16 protein-coding genes are annotated in these 14137 nt (G+C 71.3%); 11 read left to right on the plus strand and 5 right to left on the minus strand.

Translation table 11 applies throughout. The features are described 5' to 3' along the window. The first annotated feature begins 43 nt into the window (after nucleotides 1-43). Nucleotides 44-949: a LysR family transcriptional regulator gene (locus tag ACFVGW_RS20055; protein ID WP_385852925.1), complete on the plus strand. Its 906-nt coding sequence runs from the start codon at nucleotides 44-46 to the stop codon at nucleotides 947-949. 131 nt (nucleotides 950-1080) lie between these two features. Here ACFVGW_RS20055 and ACFVGW_RS20060 read toward each other — a convergent pair whose 3' ends face one another. Then, the gene (locus tag ACFVGW_RS20060; RefSeq protein WP_352189509.1) at nucleotides 1081-1539 is read right to left on the minus strand and encodes a pyridoxamine 5'-phosphate oxidase family protein; all 459 of its coding nucleotides are present in this window, start codon (nucleotides 1537-1539) and stop codon (nucleotides 1081-1083) included. Between the two features lie 123 nt (nucleotides 1540-1662). Between ACFVGW_RS20060 and ACFVGW_RS20065 the strand changes: the two genes are divergently transcribed. Then, a complete protein-coding gene (locus ACFVGW_RS20065; RefSeq protein ID WP_383226779.1) occupies nucleotides 1663-2322 on the plus strand; it encodes a cysteine hydrolase in 660 nt (219 codons plus the stop codon). Here the strand turns inward: ACFVGW_RS20065 and ACFVGW_RS20070 are convergent. Both ACFVGW_RS20070 and ACFVGW_RS20075 read right to left on the minus strand, forming a co-directional pair. Next, on the minus strand, nucleotides 2309-2728 hold the full coding sequence (locus ACFVGW_RS20070; RefSeq protein WP_383226782.1) for a Rieske (2Fe-2S) protein: 420 nt from the start codon (nucleotides 2726-2728) through the stop codon (nucleotides 2309-2311). The two genes, ACFVGW_RS20065 and ACFVGW_RS20070, sit on opposite strands and share 14 nt — an antisense overlap. Nucleotides 2729-2880: 152 nt before the next feature. Continuing rightward, complete coding sequence (locus ACFVGW_RS20075) at nucleotides 2881-5181, minus strand: alpha-N-acetylglucosaminidase (RefSeq protein ID WP_385852926.1); 2301 nt, start codon at nucleotides 5179-5181, stop codon at nucleotides 2881-2883. A gap of 224 nt (nucleotides 5182-5405) precedes the next feature. Here ACFVGW_RS20075 and ACFVGW_RS20080 point away from each other — a divergent pair, with 224 nt between their 5' ends. The 9 genes from ACFVGW_RS20080 (at nucleotide 5406) to ACFVGW_RS20120 (ending at nucleotide 12876) form a co-directional block, all read left to right on the plus strand. Beyond that, entirely contained in the window at nucleotides 5406-6173 is a 768-nt protein-coding gene (locus ACFVGW_RS20080) for a class I SAM-dependent methyltransferase (protein ID WP_385852927.1), read from the plus strand. Between the two features lie 171 nt (nucleotides 6174-6344). Beyond that, a complete protein-coding gene (locus ACFVGW_RS20085) occupies nucleotides 6345-6497 on the plus strand; it encodes a DUF6406 domain-containing protein (RefSeq protein WP_385852928.1) in 153 nt (50 codons plus the stop codon). A 356-nt stretch (nucleotides 6498-6853) separates the two neighbouring features. Then, the gene (locus ACFVGW_RS20090) at nucleotides 6854-7699 is read left to right on the plus strand and encodes a HipA family kinase (RefSeq protein WP_383226797.1); all 846 of its coding nucleotides are present in this window, start codon (nucleotides 6854-6856) and stop codon (nucleotides 7697-7699) included. Next, the gene (locus tag ACFVGW_RS20095) at nucleotides 7696-8079 is read left to right on the plus strand and encodes a DUF3037 domain-containing protein (protein ID WP_352189503.1); all 384 of its coding nucleotides are present in this window, start codon (nucleotides 7696-7698) and stop codon (nucleotides 8077-8079) included. The genes ACFVGW_RS20090 and ACFVGW_RS20095 overlap by 4 nt, the downstream gene beginning before the upstream one ends. 166 nt (nucleotides 8080-8245) lie before the next feature. Further along, entirely contained in the window at nucleotides 8246-9007 is a 762-nt protein-coding gene (fabG, locus tag ACFVGW_RS20100) for a 3-oxoacyl-ACP reductase FabG (RefSeq protein WP_352189502.1), read from the plus strand. A gap of 26 nt (nucleotides 9008-9033) precedes the next feature. Next, nucleotides 9034-9801 carry an SDR family oxidoreductase gene (locus ACFVGW_RS20105; RefSeq protein WP_361678071.1) on the plus strand — a complete coding sequence of 256 codons (768 nt, stop codon included), beginning with the start codon at nucleotides 9034-9036 and terminating at the stop codon, nucleotides 9799-9801. 148 nt (nucleotides 9802-9949) lie between these two features. Further along, complete coding sequence (locus ACFVGW_RS20110; protein ID WP_383291553.1) at nucleotides 9950-11524, plus strand: ABC transporter substrate-binding protein; 1575 nt, start codon at nucleotides 9950-9952, stop codon at nucleotides 11522-11524. 95 nt (nucleotides 11525-11619) lie between these two features. After that, nucleotides 11620-12288 carry a uracil-DNA glycosylase gene (ung, locus tag ACFVGW_RS20115; protein ID WP_352189536.1) on the plus strand — a complete coding sequence of 223 codons (669 nt, stop codon included), beginning with the start codon at nucleotides 11620-11622 and terminating at the stop codon, nucleotides 12286-12288. Between the two features lie 114 nt (nucleotides 12289-12402). Further along, on the plus strand, nucleotides 12403-12876 hold the full coding sequence (locus ACFVGW_RS20120) for a hypothetical protein (protein ID WP_352189535.1): 474 nt from the start codon (nucleotides 12403-12405) through the stop codon (nucleotides 12874-12876). Between the two features lie 63 nt (nucleotides 12877-12939). On the opposite strand, the gene ACFVGW_RS20125 is transcribed toward ACFVGW_RS20120, so the two are convergent. Together ACFVGW_RS20125 and ACFVGW_RS20130 are read right to left on the minus strand one after the other, a co-directional pair. Next, entirely contained in the window at nucleotides 12940-13404 is a 465-nt protein-coding gene (locus tag ACFVGW_RS20125; protein WP_385852929.1) for a hypothetical protein, read from the minus strand. Between the two features lie 120 nt (nucleotides 13405-13524). Then, nucleotides 13525-14124 (minus strand): TetR/AcrR family transcriptional regulator, encoded by a 600-nt coding sequence (locus ACFVGW_RS20130; protein ID WP_385852930.1) that lies wholly within the window; start codon nucleotides 14122-14124, stop codon nucleotides 13525-13527. Nucleotides 14125-14137: the final 13 nt, after the last annotated feature.

The following is a 14137-nucleotide window of genomic DNA, read 5'->3' on the forward strand; positions in this document are numbered from 1 at the left end:
AACAAGCGAGAATAGATGAAGGTCTTCGCTTAGGATTGCTTACATGTTGAACCTGGAGCGCCTCCGGACCCTGGACGCCGTCGCCCGGCACGGATCGGTCAGCGGAGCGGCCGACGGCCTGCATGTCACCACCTCGGCCGTGTCGCAGCAGCTGTCCAAGCTGGAGCGGGAGATCGGCCAGCAGCTGCTCGCCAAGAACGGACGGGGCGTACGCCTCACCGACGCCGGCCTGCTGCTCGCCCAGCACGCGGCGCGCATCCTCTCGCAGGTGGAGCTCGCCCAGTCGGACATCGAGGCTCAGCGCGGTCAGGTCGTCGGCGAGGTGCGGATCGCGGCCTTCCCGACGGCGGCGCGCGGGCTGCTGCCCGGAGCCCTCGCCGCGCTGCGCACCGCCCATCCCGACCTCCGGGTGAGGACCACCGAGCTGGAGCCGGAGCGCGGCATCCGCGAGGTGCTGCGGGGCGATGCCGACCTCGCGATCGTCCTGGACTGGAGCAACAAGAAGGCCCCGGTGCCGGGCGGCCTCGAGCGCGCCCACCTGCTCGACGACGCGGCCGACGTCGCCGTGCCCGCCGGCCATCCGCTGGCCGCACGGGACGAGGTGGATCTCGTCGACTTCGGCGACGAGGACTGGGTCTCCTGGCCCGAAGGCGAGTTCTGCCACGACTGGCTGATGTTCACCCTGCGGTCACAGGGCATGGAGCCGCGCATCGCCCATCTCGCCGGGGAGCACCACACGCAGCTCGCGCTGATCGCCGCCGGGCTGGGAGTGTGCGTCACTCCGCGGCTCGGTCGCGGCCCGGCCCCCGACGGGGTGGTGCTGCTGCCCGTACGGCAGAAGGTGAAGCGGCACATCTACGCGACCTGGCGCAGCGACGCCGACCGCCGGCCGTCCATCAGGGCGGCGGTCGAGGCGCTGCGGGAGATCGGGGCGCCGTTGAGCAGCTGAAGGGAGGCCGGGGGCGTGCTCCGGCGCGCGCCTCGCGCATCTTGTGCGTTCTGCGCGCGCCGGTGTCGTCCGCGGCGGCCAGGGCGTGTCGCGAACGCTCCGCCTGCCGCGCGCCGCCTTCGCGACAGGCCCTAGATCTTGCGGAAGTCCCAGGACGCGACCGCGTCCGGGGTCAGCTTCAGCCAGGCGTGCCGGCCGTCGTGCGGCATCGAGTCCATGCCGAAGTTCTTGGCGGCGAAGAGGCGTTCCGGCACGTCGAGTTCAGGGCACGGCTCCCCGGTGCGCGGCGCCTCGCCGACGAAGACCGCGGTGCCCGAGAGTTCCGCGCCGCGCAGCTCCCCGTACTCCTCGCCGTCGTCGACGACCACCGCGATGCGCGGGTCGCCGCGCAGCTCCGCCCAACGGCGGCTGCGGGTGAGGGAGTAGAGCCAGAGCGAGGTCCCGTCCCAGACGAACCAGAGCGCGCCGACATGAGGACGGCCGTCCGCGGAGACGGTCGCGACCCGGCAGGTGCGCTGCTCGGTGAGGAAGGTGTCAAGCTCGGCCGGGGTCATCATGATCCGGCGTCCACGGCGCTGCGCGACGGCCATCGCCCGCCCCTTTCCAAAAGTCTGATGGAATGTCAGAAATCATGGAGGCTCTTCCCTCCTGGGGCAAGGGTGGCTAGCCTCGCCCGCCCGGAGTACGGCAGGGCGATGCGGACAGGGGAGACCATGACCAGCGCGTCACAGTGGGAGCAGCTCCAGGAACACCTCGAACCGTCCGGCACGGTGCTGCTCACCGTCGAGTGCCAGCAGGGCGTGGTCGGCGAGGAGAGCGCCCTGCCCGAACTCGCCACGGCCGCGCGCGCGTCGGGCGCGCTGGCCAACGTCGCCCGGCTCGTCGCGGCCGCCCACGAGGCCGACGTGCAGGTGATGCACGCCGTCGCCGAGCGCAGGCCTGACGGGCGCGGCGCCAACAGCAACGCCCGGCTCTTCCGCGCCGCCGCCCGGCTTCCCGTGCAGCAGCATCGCGGCAGCGCGGCGGTACGGATCGCCGCACCCATCGAGGTCGCCGACCAGGACATCGTCGTACGACGGCTGCACGGGCTTTCGCCCGTCGCCGGGACCGACGTCGACCCGCTGCTGCGCAACCTCGGCTGCCGCACCCTCGTCGTCACCGGAGTCTCGGCCAACGTGGCGATCCCCAACGCCGTCTTCGACGCGGTCAACCTCGGCTACACCGTGGTCGTGCCCGGTGACGCCATCGCGGGGGTGCCGGCCGACTACACCCCCGCGATGATCCGTCACACGCTCGCGCTCGTCTCCACCGTCACCACCACCGAGGAGGTGCTGCGCTGCTGGAAGAGCCCGCGGCGCGTCACGCGAGCGTAATCGAGTCCCCGTCCACCTTGATCGGCGTCGGCGGCAGCGGGCTGGTCGCCGGGCCGCCCTTCACGGTGCCGTCCGAGGCGTCGAACAAGCTCTGGTGGCACGGGCAGGTGATGACCCCGTCGGCGACCCCGCTGACGGCGCAGCCCTGGTGGGTGCACTTCGAGGAGAAGGCCTTGAACTCGCCCGCCTTCGGCTGGGTGATCACCACGCCCTGACCGTCGATGACCTTGCCGCCGCCCACCGGGATGTCCGCGGTCTTCGCGAGCGGCGACCCCGCCTCCTTCGGGGCGTCACCCGAGCCGCCGCCCGACGACGAACTGTCCGAGGCGCCGCAGGCGGTGAGCGCGGCCACCAGACCCATACCGCCCGCCGCCGAGACGACCGTCCGACGTGCTACTCCACTCATCGCACTCCCCTTGCGTTCCGATCACACCGACGCGATCACTTGGTAGGAGTGAGTACGAGCGGGAGCGCCGAAAGGTTCAACCCGCTACGAACCCGCTACGGAACCCGCTCGTGAACCCGCTCGGACCCGCTACGAACCGGCTCGGGAACCCACTACTCACGAGCACGGAGGGCTGACAGGACCTCGCCCGCCAGCGCCACTGGATCGCCCTCCGGACGGGTGGGATAGGAGGCGTGACCGCGCGCCCAGGCGTCGTCCACCGCGAACCAGTCGACGGCGGCCGGAGCCGTACCGTCCACCAGGGCGCGGTCGAGCTGCGCGAAGTACGCCGCCCAGCGCGGGGCGTACAGATCCTCGATCAGCCCCGACCACTCACGGTTGGCGTAGTCGCGCAGGCCGCTCTCGCTCTGCACACGGCCGCCCCAGGTGGTCAGGATCGAGCGGGCGTCGTACTCCAGCTTGTCGCGCTCCGCGCCGTCCGCTCCCCAGGACCGCGCGGCGGCGAGCCACCGCCCGACCAGGAAGCGCGGATCGGAGCCGACCAGCCGGCCGAGCAGCTCCTCGTCCGCCTTCCACTCCTCGACCAGCCCGCGGAAGGCCGCCAGATCCCTCGTCTCGTACGCCGTCCTGATCCGGGGGAGCAGCACCCGGCTCCGGTTGGTCAGTGCCTGGCGGGCGACGTCGACGAGATCGAAGCGGTACGCGTCCGTCGTCCGCAGCTCCGGAGCCACCTGGAGCAGCTCCGCGAGCGCACGCTCCACTCTCGTCGCGTCGTAGCGCATCGCCGTCGGACTCCAGCGCGCCGCGCGGGTCGCCGTCAGGCTGGGCCGCGCCGTGAACAGGCTGTCCTGCGGCTCGCTCCAGCCGCCCGAGGGCATGCCGTAGGGGCCGAGGCGCAGCTGCTCCCACGCCGCGGCCGCGTGCGGATCCTCACCGCCGTACCGGCGGGACGCGTACGAGGCGAACCAGGCCGTCCGGTCGATCGGGCCCGGCTGCCAGGCCAGTTCGGTGAACAGCTCGAAGGCCGCCGGGCTGGCGCCGGTGGACTCCGGCAGATACGCGATGCCGCGCAGCGCGCTGCCGGGCTTGGCCAGCCACGCGTGGAAACGGTCGGTCCACGCGGCGGTGTTGGCGCCGACGCCCGTGTGGCCGCCGAAGTTGGGGATCGTGCCGAAGGCGTACGGTGTCCCGCCCCACTGCGTCTCCCGGTCCAGGTTGTCGTACCGGTCCGAGAGTCCGTCGACGATGAGCACCCGGCCACGGTCCACGCCGCTCAGGACGGCCGGGGAGGGGTTGCGCTGCCAGCCGAGCATCACCCAGGTGGCACCGGGGTGTGCGCTCTCCAGTGCGCGCTGGACAGTGCCCGCCGCGCCGGGTACGTCCACGGCTCCTGGGGTGCCGCCCTCGTGCAGCAGGTCCATCTTGAACATGTCGGCGTCGCCGAACTTCCGTCGCTGGACCTGGTAGTAGGCGGCGGCGAGCCGGTCGAAGACCGGACCCGTCGGATCCAGCCAGTCCGGGCGGGCGAAGCCGAGCCAGGTGCCCTGCGGCACCGTGACGGCCCCCGGGTTGCGGTCGGCGAAGCCCGGCGGGACCGTGCCGAAGAACCCCGGCAGGACGGGTGTCATCCCCAGGGAGCGCAGCCGGTCCGCGATCCGCCGGCCCAGCGTGGCACGGGCCTCGACGAGCTGCCGGGAGACCGGACCCGCGAACCCCGACAGGTTCTGCAGCAGCCACCAGCCCTGATGGGCCGGAGCCGGGATCCACGCGCGCAACTCCGCCTCGCTGTAGCCGAAGTCCTGGAGCGCGCGGTAGTACGTGTACTCCGCCCCTGTCGGTACGAAGACCTCGTTCACTCCGTGCAGTGCGAGCAGATCGATGTCGCGCTGGTAGGAGGCGAAGTCGCGGTACGGACCGGAGTAGCCCTCGTCGGTGTCGTTCAGGGCGTAGCGATGGGGCACGCTCGCCGTGCGCGTGATCTCGCCGTCGACCGCGGGAAGCCTGGCGGGCAGCCTGCCGAGACTGTCGCCGGGCCAGCCGATGTCGACCCCGGCGACATGCTCCAGGTACCAGCCGACGCCGGTGAGCAGCGTGGCGGGGGAGGTGCCCTGCACCCGGATCGCGCCCGGGCCGCCGGAGACGGAGAACCGGTCGCCGGAGGCGGTCCTGGCGACCGGCACCAGGGTGAACTGCGGGGCCCGGGAGGACAGCAGGCGCTCCAGGCTCGCGCGTGCGGGCGCGGGGTCGAAGGCGGGGGCGGCGGTCTGGCTCACGGTGGGGGGTGGGCTCATGGGGACAAGGGTGCGGGGTGGGACGGTGCGGGCGCGAGTGTGCGCCGGGCCGGCTTCCTGCGCGGCCGAGGCGGCCGCGCCCGGAAGCGCCAGCACGGTCGCCGCGGCCAGCGCCACGGCGGCGAGGGTCCTGAGACGTCGGAGGACCGGGGGGCTACCCATCTGGCTCCCTGCTCGGAGTGGTTGACGCATGATCCGCCCACTGTCCGACGACGGGCGGTCCGTGCGACGCAGGCGGAGCCGAGGAACGGACGGCGCTCATCCGTGCGGGTGCAAGCACCGGGTCCGCCCGTTGCCCCCGGCTCCACGCCTGCCCGACCAGGACCGGGCCGCCAACGGGCGGCACGCTCTTGTCCGGACCCGGTCCCTCCGCGAGGATCCGGTCCATGAGCCGTGTCTACGACGACGAGCGACTGGCCGGTGCGTACGAGCGTGGCAACGAGATGCCCGAAGCATCCCTGCGGGCCTGGGTGGAGCTGATCGCCTCGCACATACGGAGCCCGTCGCCCGCCCTCGTCGAGATCGGCGCCGGGACGGGCGTCTTCTCGGCGGCGATGGCCCGCTGGATCGAGGGCTCCTCGGTCCTGGCCGTGGACGCCTCCGAGGCGATGCTCGCCGAGGCGCGACGCCACCACGCGCATCCCGCGGTGCGGTACGTGTCCGGGGCGGCCGAGGCGGTGCCGGCCCCCGCGGACGCCTTCGACGCGGCGCTGCTCTCGCGCGTGATCCACCACATTCCGGACCGTGCGCGGGCGGCCCGGGAGCTGGCGCGCGTCGTACGGGCCGGCGGGAACGTGATCGTGCGTACGACGTTCCGTGAACGGCTGGACGCGGTGGTCTATGACCACTGGCCCCGGCTCCGGGCGATCGACGAGCGGCGTTTCCCGGGCGAGGAGGAGGTCGTCGCCGACTTCACGGCCGCCGGCTTCGCGCTGGAGGAGGTCACGTCCTTCGCCCAGCCGGTGACGGCAAGCCTGAGGGCGTACCACGCACGACTGGCCACCGCCCCGCAGTCGAAATTCACCCACCTCACGCCGGAGGAGTTCCGCGAGGGCCTGGCCCACTTGGAGAGGGCGGCCGGCGAGGAGGAACGCGACGCGCCGAGCCCGGTCCTCGAACGCTACGACGTGGCGGTGTTCTCCCGCTCCGCCTGAGAGGGTGAATGCGTCACTGCGCGCGCCGTGAACTCGGGCAGCAGCCCCGGCCGTACGCGCCGCAAGCCCAAGGGTTCACTCCGCAACGGCCCCACTCTCAGCGTGCCCGCACCGTTCGGCGATATCGAATTCATTCTGGCGCATGTTCAAGTCCGGTAAGGAAAAACGCCTTTGGCGTCCTTCATGGTGGTCGCCGACGAGGAACAGGACTACGACCTGGTGCCGGGGGACACCTTCCTCGTCCGGGGTGAGACCTGGGTCTTCGACCGCGTGCAGGACGTTCCCGACCGAGGTCGGTACGTGGTCCTGAAGCACGTCGAGTGATTCCGGTCCTCAAACGGCGCGGGACGAGGAGAAAAGACCATGGCGAAAGCCGAGTTCTATGTGTCGGCCGATGTGGAGGCCGACGGGCCGGTTCCAGGGCCGAGCTCAGGCCGATCAGCGATGCCTACGACCTGGAGGCCCTGGCGGTCAGCGGTCTGGACCGCGGCCGGCTGGCGCGGGAAGGGCAGGAGCCCGCGCAGGCCATGAACGCCGCGGCCGCCTGGCTCGCGGGCGTGTCCGAGGAGGTGGGCGCCACTCCGGGACGACGCGATCGAGCAGGGCGAGCTGTTCCAGAACCTGATGCGCGGTGACGGCGCCGTCTGAACGACATCCCCGGTCCCCGATAACCTGGGGCGATGCTTACCGAAGTGACAGCGACCCGCTACGTCACGCCCCTGCGCGAGGGCGGCTCGCTCCCCGGGATCGTCGAGGCCGACGACCTCGGAACGTACGTCATGAAGTTCACCGGGGCCGGACAGGGGCGGAAGACCCTGGTCGCCGAGGTCGTCTGCGGGCAGCTCGCGCGGCGGCTCGGGCTGCGGGTGCCGGAGCTGGTCGGGATCCAGCTCGATCCCGTGATCGGGCTCTCCGAGCCCGACCAGGAGGTCCAGGAGCTGCTCAAGGCGAGCGGCGGGCTCAACCTCGGGATGGACTACCTGCCCGGCTCGCTGGGGTTCGACCCGCTGGCGTACGAGGTGGACCCGAAGGAGGCGGGGAAGGTCGTCTGGTTCGACGCGGTGATCAACAACGTCGACCGGTCCTGGCGCAACCCCAACATGCTCGTCTGGCACGGCGACCTCTGGCTGATCGACCACGGCGCCACCATGATCTGGCACCACAACTGGCGCGGCGCCCAGGCTTCCGCCGCCAAGCCGTACGACGCCTCCGACCACGCCCTCGCGCCCTTCTCGCCGGACGTCGCCTCCGCCGCGGCCGAGCTCGCGCCCCTGGTCACACGGGAGCTCCTGGAGGAGGTCGCCGCCGACGTCCCCGACGAGTGGCTCGTCGACGAGCCGGGGTTCGACGACACCGACGCGCTGCGCCAGGCGTACGTGGACGCGCTGCTGCCGCGTGCCGCGACCATCCACGAGCGCATCACCCTCGGTCCGCGCGTCGAGCGCCGGCCCGCGCAACCGCCCGGCTGGCTCGCCGACCGCCTCGCCCCCCGGCCGCACTCCGTCGAGAAGGACCGCACCACGTGACCGACCGCGACGTCTTCGAGTACGCGCTGCTGCGCGTGGTGCCCCGCGTGGAGCGCGGCGAGTTCTTCAACGCCGGCGTGGTGGTCTACTGCCGTGCCCGGTCCTACGTCGCCGCCCGCACGCACCTGGACGAGAGCAAGCTCCGGGCGCTCGACCCCGGCGCGGACGTCATCGGCGTACGGGCGGCGCTGCACGCCGTCGAGGGCGTCTGCCTGGGCGGCGAGGACGCCGGACAGGCGGCGCGTGACGACGCCGGCCGGCGCTTCCGCTGGCTGATCGCACCCCGGTCCACCGTGGTCCAGCCGGGCCCGGTGCACACCGGCCTGACCGCCGATCCCGAGGCGGAGGTCGAAAGGCTGCTCGATCTGCTGGTGCGCTGAGCCCCGGCGCGTGACGCGGAGTGATCCGGTGCACCCGGTGGGCCGTTGACACCGGGTGCCAGGGCTTCTAGCGTCTCGTCTGCGGAAGGTACTAAGCGGTCGCTCATGTGTGGGACGCACCGTGTGAGCCGCATCCATGGATGATCCAAGGGCGAGGAGAACCAGCATGTCGACCACCGAGCAGCGCGTAGCCGTCGTCACCGGCGCGGCGCGGGGCATTGGCGCCGCGACCGCCGTACGGCTGGCCGCCGAGGGCCGTGCCGTCGCCGTACTCGACCTCGACGAGGCGGCCTGCAAGGACACCGTCGAGAAGATCACGGCCGCCGGTGGCACCGCCATCGCCGTCGGCTGCGACGTCTCCGACAGCGCCCAGGTCGAGGCCGCCGTCGCGCGCGTGGCCACCGAGCTCGGCGCGCCGACGATCCTCGTCAACAACGCGGGCGTGCTCCGCGACAACCTGCTCTTCAAGATGTCCGAGGCCGACTGGGACATGGTCATGAACGTCCACCTCAAGGGCGCGTTCCTGATGGCCAAGGCCTGCCAGAAGCACATGGTGGACGCGGGCTTCGGCCGTATCGTCTCGCTCTCCTCGTCGTCCGCGCTCGGCAACCGCGGCCAGGCGAACTACTCGGCGGTCAAGGCCGGCCTCCAGGGCTTCACCAAGACCCTCGCCAAGGAGCTCGGCAAGTTCGGCATCACCGCCAACGCCGTCGCCCCGGGCTTCATCGTCACCGAGATGACCGCGCAGACCGCCGAGCGCGTCGGCATGGGCTTCGAGGACTTCCAGGCCGCGGCCGCCTCCATGATCCCGGTGGCGCGGGTCGGCAAGCCGGAGGACATCGCCAACGCCATCGCCTTCTTCACGGGCGACGACGCCGGCTTCGTCTCCGGCCAGGTCCTGTACGTGGCCGGCGGCCCGCTCAACTGACGCCCGAGCGGGAAGAGGAGACACAGATGAGCACGAAGGAACTGCCCGAGCTCTCCGGCAAGGTCGCTCTGGTCACCGGAGCCAGCCGAGGTATCGGCTACGGCGTCGCCGAGGCGCTGGTCGCCCGCGGCGACCGGGTCTGCATCACAGGACGGGGCGAGGAGGCCCTCAAGGAGGCCGTGGAGCGTCTCGGCTCCGACCGGGTCATCGCCGTGCCCGGCAAGGCCCACGACGAGGCGCACCAGGCGGCTGCCGTCGAGGCGACCATGGAGGCCTTCGGCCGGGTCGACTTCCTGGTGAACAATGCCGGAACCAACCCGGTTTTCGGCCCGATCGCCGAACTCGACCTGAATGTCGCACGTAAGGTCTACGAGACGAATGTGATCTCGGCGCTCGGATTCGCCCAGCTGACCTGGCGCGCCTGGCAGAAGGATCACGGCGGCGCGATCGTGAACATCGCCTCGATCGCCGGTATCTCCGCTTCGCCCTTCATCGGGGCGTACGGGATGAGCAAGGCGGCCATGGTCAATCTGACCCTTCAGCTGGCCCATGAATTCGCGCCGGTGGTCCGCGTCAACGCGATCGCCCCCGCCGTCGTGAAGACCAAGTTCGCCCAGGCGCTCTACGAGGGCCGGGAGGCGGAGGCCGCCGCCGCGTACCCGCTCGGCCGGCTGGGGGTCCCGGAGGACATCGGCGGGGCTGCCGCCTTCCTCACCTCCGCGCAGTCGGACTGGATCACCGGCCAGACGCTGGTGGTCGACGGAGGGCTTTTCCTCAACTCCGGCGTCGAGTGACCGCTATCCGGACACTTTCTTGAATTCCTGACCGGTTTGACCCCGGTTAATCGTTGAATGCAACAAGTGCCCCGCCAGGGTCGAACATTGACCTGGCGGGGCGCTGCGGTATGGTCGGCCGACCCATGGCTGAACGAGGAGCGTGCACGTGTTCAACCGGACCAGTCTGCAGGCCGCTGCAGCCCTTGCGTCCATATCCCTGGTGTCCGGATGCAGCCTGTTTTCTGACAATGCCTCCGCCGGGGAGCAGAGACTCGTCGTCGGCACGACGAGTTCTCCCACCACGCTTGATCCGGCAGCAGCCTGGGACAATTCCTGGGAACTGTTCCGAAATGTCTTCCAGACGCTGGTGAGCTTCCCGACCGGCAGCACCTCCCCGCAGTCCGATGCCGCGGACTGCAAGTTCACCGACACCGCCAGCCGGGTGTTCGAGTGCAAGCTCGAGGACGGCCTCACCTTCTCGAACGGGAACAAACTGGACGCGAAGGCGGTCCAGCACTCGATCGAGCGCATCCGGAAGATCGACGTCGAGGGCGGCCCGAACGGGATGCTCGGCTCGCTCGACAAGATCGAGACCGTGGACGCCCGTACGGTCGTCTTCAAGCTGAACAAGCCCGACGCGACCTTCCCCTTCGTCCTCGCCACTCCCGCCATGTCCCTGGTGGACCCGGCCGAGTACCCCGCCGACAAGCTCCGCGAGGACGGCGGCCTCACCGGCTCGGGGCCGTACGTCCTCGACTCGTACACCGAGGGCGACAAGGCGGAGCTGACCAAGAATCCCTCCTACAAGGGGTTCGCGGACCGCAAGAACGACGGCGTGACCATCCGGTACTTCGCGGAGTCCGAGCCGATGGTTCAGGCGCTGAAGAAGAAGGAGATCGACGCCACCTACCGAGGCCTCACCGCCGAGGAGGTCGTCGACCTGCAGGACAGCGACGCCAACAAGGAGCTCCAGCTCGTGGAGTCCACCGGCGCCGACATCCGCTACCTCGTCTTCAACGCCCAGGACCCCTCGGTCGCCAAGGAGCCCGTCCGCAAGGCGATCGCCCAGCTCGTCGACCGTGAGGAGCTGGTCGCCAAGGCGTACAAGGGCACCGCGGAGCCGCTGTACTCCATGGTCCCCAAGGGCATCGTCGGCCACACCACCGAGTTCTTCGACCGCTTCGGCGAGCCCAGCGTCCCCAAGGCGCGCGACATCCTGCGCGAGGCCGGGATCAAGAAGCCCGTCGCGCTGACCTTCTGGTTCACCACCGACCGGTACGGCTCGGGCACGGCGCTGGAGTTCGCCGAGCTCAAGCGGCAGCTGGACGCCTCCGGGCTCTTCGAGGTGACCCTGCGCAGCAAGCCGTGGAAGGAGTTCGCCGCCGGCTACCAGAAGGGGCAGTACCCGGTCTTCGGCCGAGGCTGGTTCCCCGACTTCCCGGACGCGGACAACTTCATCGCCCCGTTCGTCGGCAAGCAGAACGCGCTGGGCACGCCGTACCTGAGCCCCGAGATCACGGACGAGATCCTCCCGAAGTCGCGGCGCGAGAGCGACCGCGGGGCGGTCGTGTCCGAGTTCCGCAAGGCCCAGGAGATCATGGTGGAGGACGTGCGTCTCCTCCCGCTGTGGCAGGGCAAGCTCTACATCGCGGCGAGCGAGGACATCGGCGGCGCCGAGCGGGCGCTGGACCCGCAGACCGTCATGCAGATGTGGGAGCTCAACCGCCGGACCAGCTGGTAGGCGGCCCGAGCGGAACCGTTGTCAGTGGCCCCCGGTAGGTTCTTGGACGTACAAGAGATCGCCTACCGGAGGTTGTTGACGTGACCGACACCGACATGCTGCCCGAGTCCTGGCGCGGCGTCCTCGGCGAAGAGCTGCAGAAGCCGTACTTCAAGCAGCTGACCGAGTTCGTCGAGGAGGAGCGGGCCAAGGGGCCGGTCTACCCCCCTCGGGACGAGGTGTTCGCCGCCCTGGCGGCGACTCCGTACGACAAGGTGAAGGTCCTGGTCCTCGGCCAGGACCCGTACCACGGCGAGGGGCAGGGGCACGGCCTCTGCTTCTCGGTCCGTCCCGGTGTCAAGACGCCGCCCTCCCTCCGGAACATCTACAAGGAGATGCAGGAGGAGCTCGGCCACCCCGTGCCCGACAACGGCTATCTGATGCCGTGGGCGGAGCAGGGCGTCCTGCTGCTCAACGCGGTCCTCACCGTCCGCGCCGGCGAGGCGAACTCGCACAAGAGCCAGGGCTGGGAGAAGTTCACGGACGCGGTGATCGGCGCGGTGGCCTCCCGCCCGGACCCGGCGGTCTTCGTGCTCTGGGGGAACTACGCGCAGAAGAAGCTCCCGCTCATCGACGAGGAGCGTCATGTCGTCGTGAAGGGTGCGCACCCCTCGCCGCTGTCGGCGAAGAAGTTCTTCGGATCCCGTCCCTTCACGCAGATCGACGCGGCGATCGCGGCCCAGGGCCACGAGCCGATCGACTGGCGGATCCCGAACCTCGGCTGAGGGCGTTGAGCCCGCCCGGCTGACAGGCTCGGGGTGCCACCCGAGCCTGTGCCGGATCGGGGGCCGTGACGGTTAGCGTCGGAGCCCCTGGACGGAGAGCGTGTGGAGGCCGCAGTGACCGAGGAGCAGCAGGCGTCGGACGACGGCGTCATGACCCGGATCGGGCAGGCGACGATGCTGCTCCACGGCGGGGACCGGGAGGAGGCCCGCAACCGGTTCGTGGAGCTGTGGGCGCAGATCGGCCCGGACGGCGACCCGCTGCACCGCTGCACGCTCGCGCACTACATGGCGGACGCGCAGGACGACCCGGACGCCGAGCTCGCCTGGGATCTGCGGGCACTGCTGGCGGCCGAGGGGCTGAGCGAGGAGCGGCTGGCCGCGCACGACGCGACGGCCGCTCTCCGGGCCCTGTACCCCTCGCTCCATCTGAACCTGGCCGCCGACTACCTCAAGCTCCAGCAGCCCGACGCGGCGCGGGTCCATCTGGACCGGGCCCGCGCGGCCTCCGACGCGCTGGACGACGACGGGTACGGCAACGGCGTCCGCGCCGCGATCGACCGCCTGGAGGTACGGCTCCGCTCACGGTAGCGGTGCTTCCGCGCGTGCCCCGTACTGCCCGTACCCGGCTTTCCCGCGCCGCGGCATCCCGTCTCAGCGCGCGTACGCGTCCTTGCAGACCTTCGACTGCACACTGTCCGGATGCCAGCCCCCGTACTGCGCGCCGAGCCGGCACACATCGGCCCGTGAGCGGGGCAGCTCGGGCACCTGGGGCGGCCGGGGCGGCTTGCTCCGTCTCTGTTCCCGCGGCGCGGACGACTGCCGCTGTGAGGTGCCCGCGCCCTGTCGTACGCCGGTCCCGGTCTGCTCCCTCGACTCGCTCGGCTTCCTCTGCGCCGCCCGGGGGGACGCGGGCGGGGGAGCGGGGAGCGCGGCCTCCAGGGCCTCGCGGGCCGGACCCTCGACGATCTGCGGAGCGACCTCCACGCGAGGGGCGGGGCTGCTCACCTCCGGGGGTGGCGGAGGCGCGGCGGGCGGCGGATCGACCGAGACGCAGCCGGTGAGTGCGGCGACCGCCGCCCCGACCAGGAACCTCGCTGTGGTTCTCGTTGCATGCACCCGCGCAACTCTCCCGGCCGGACGGTGATCTTCGCGCCCCTACCGGCGGGGAATGCCCCGCACGGGTGACGTCGGCTCTCTGGATGACCGACCCCGCTCCTCCGGCCGGACCGGAGGCCCTCAGCGCCCGAGCATGCCCCGCAGCAACTCCTCGAACCCGGTCCGCAGTTCCGCGCGGCCGGGCACGGCGGAGTGGAAGGACCCGGCGGCGCAGGAGAACATCAGCCCCTCGCACCAGGCGATCAGCGAGAGGGCGTGCCGTTCGGGGGCCGGGGAGCCGGCCCCGGCCATCATCGCGACCAGCGGCCCGTGGAACGCCGCCGACCCCGCCGCGTCGAAGAAGGAGCGCAGCTCCGGGCGGCGGGTGGCCTCCAGGGCGAGTTCGTAGCGCGAGACGAGCAGCGCCCGGTGGTCGGTGAGGTACCGGTGCAGGGCCAGCGCCAGCGCGTCGACGAGCGCGTCGAGCCCGCGGCCGGGGTCCGGCATCTCGTGCGGGGCGAGCACGGCGGCCTCCAGTTCGACCTGTCGCCGTACCGCTGTCTCCAGGAGCGCCTGACGGGTGCGGGCGTGGTTGGAGGTCGACCCCTGGGGGAGGCCGGCGCGCTCGTCCACGGCGCGATGGGTGAGTCCGCGCATCCCGCGCTCGACGAGCAGTTCGAGCGCGGCGTCCCCGACGCGTGTGGTGCGGGAGGCGGAGGAGGCGGGGGTGCGGGCGGTCATGGGGACAACCTAC

The sequence above is a fragment of the Streptomyces sp. NPDC127129 genome, assembly GCF_042671585.1.
Taxonomy (GTDB): domain Bacteria; phylum Actinomycetota; class Actinomycetes; order Streptomycetales; family Streptomycetaceae; genus Streptomyces.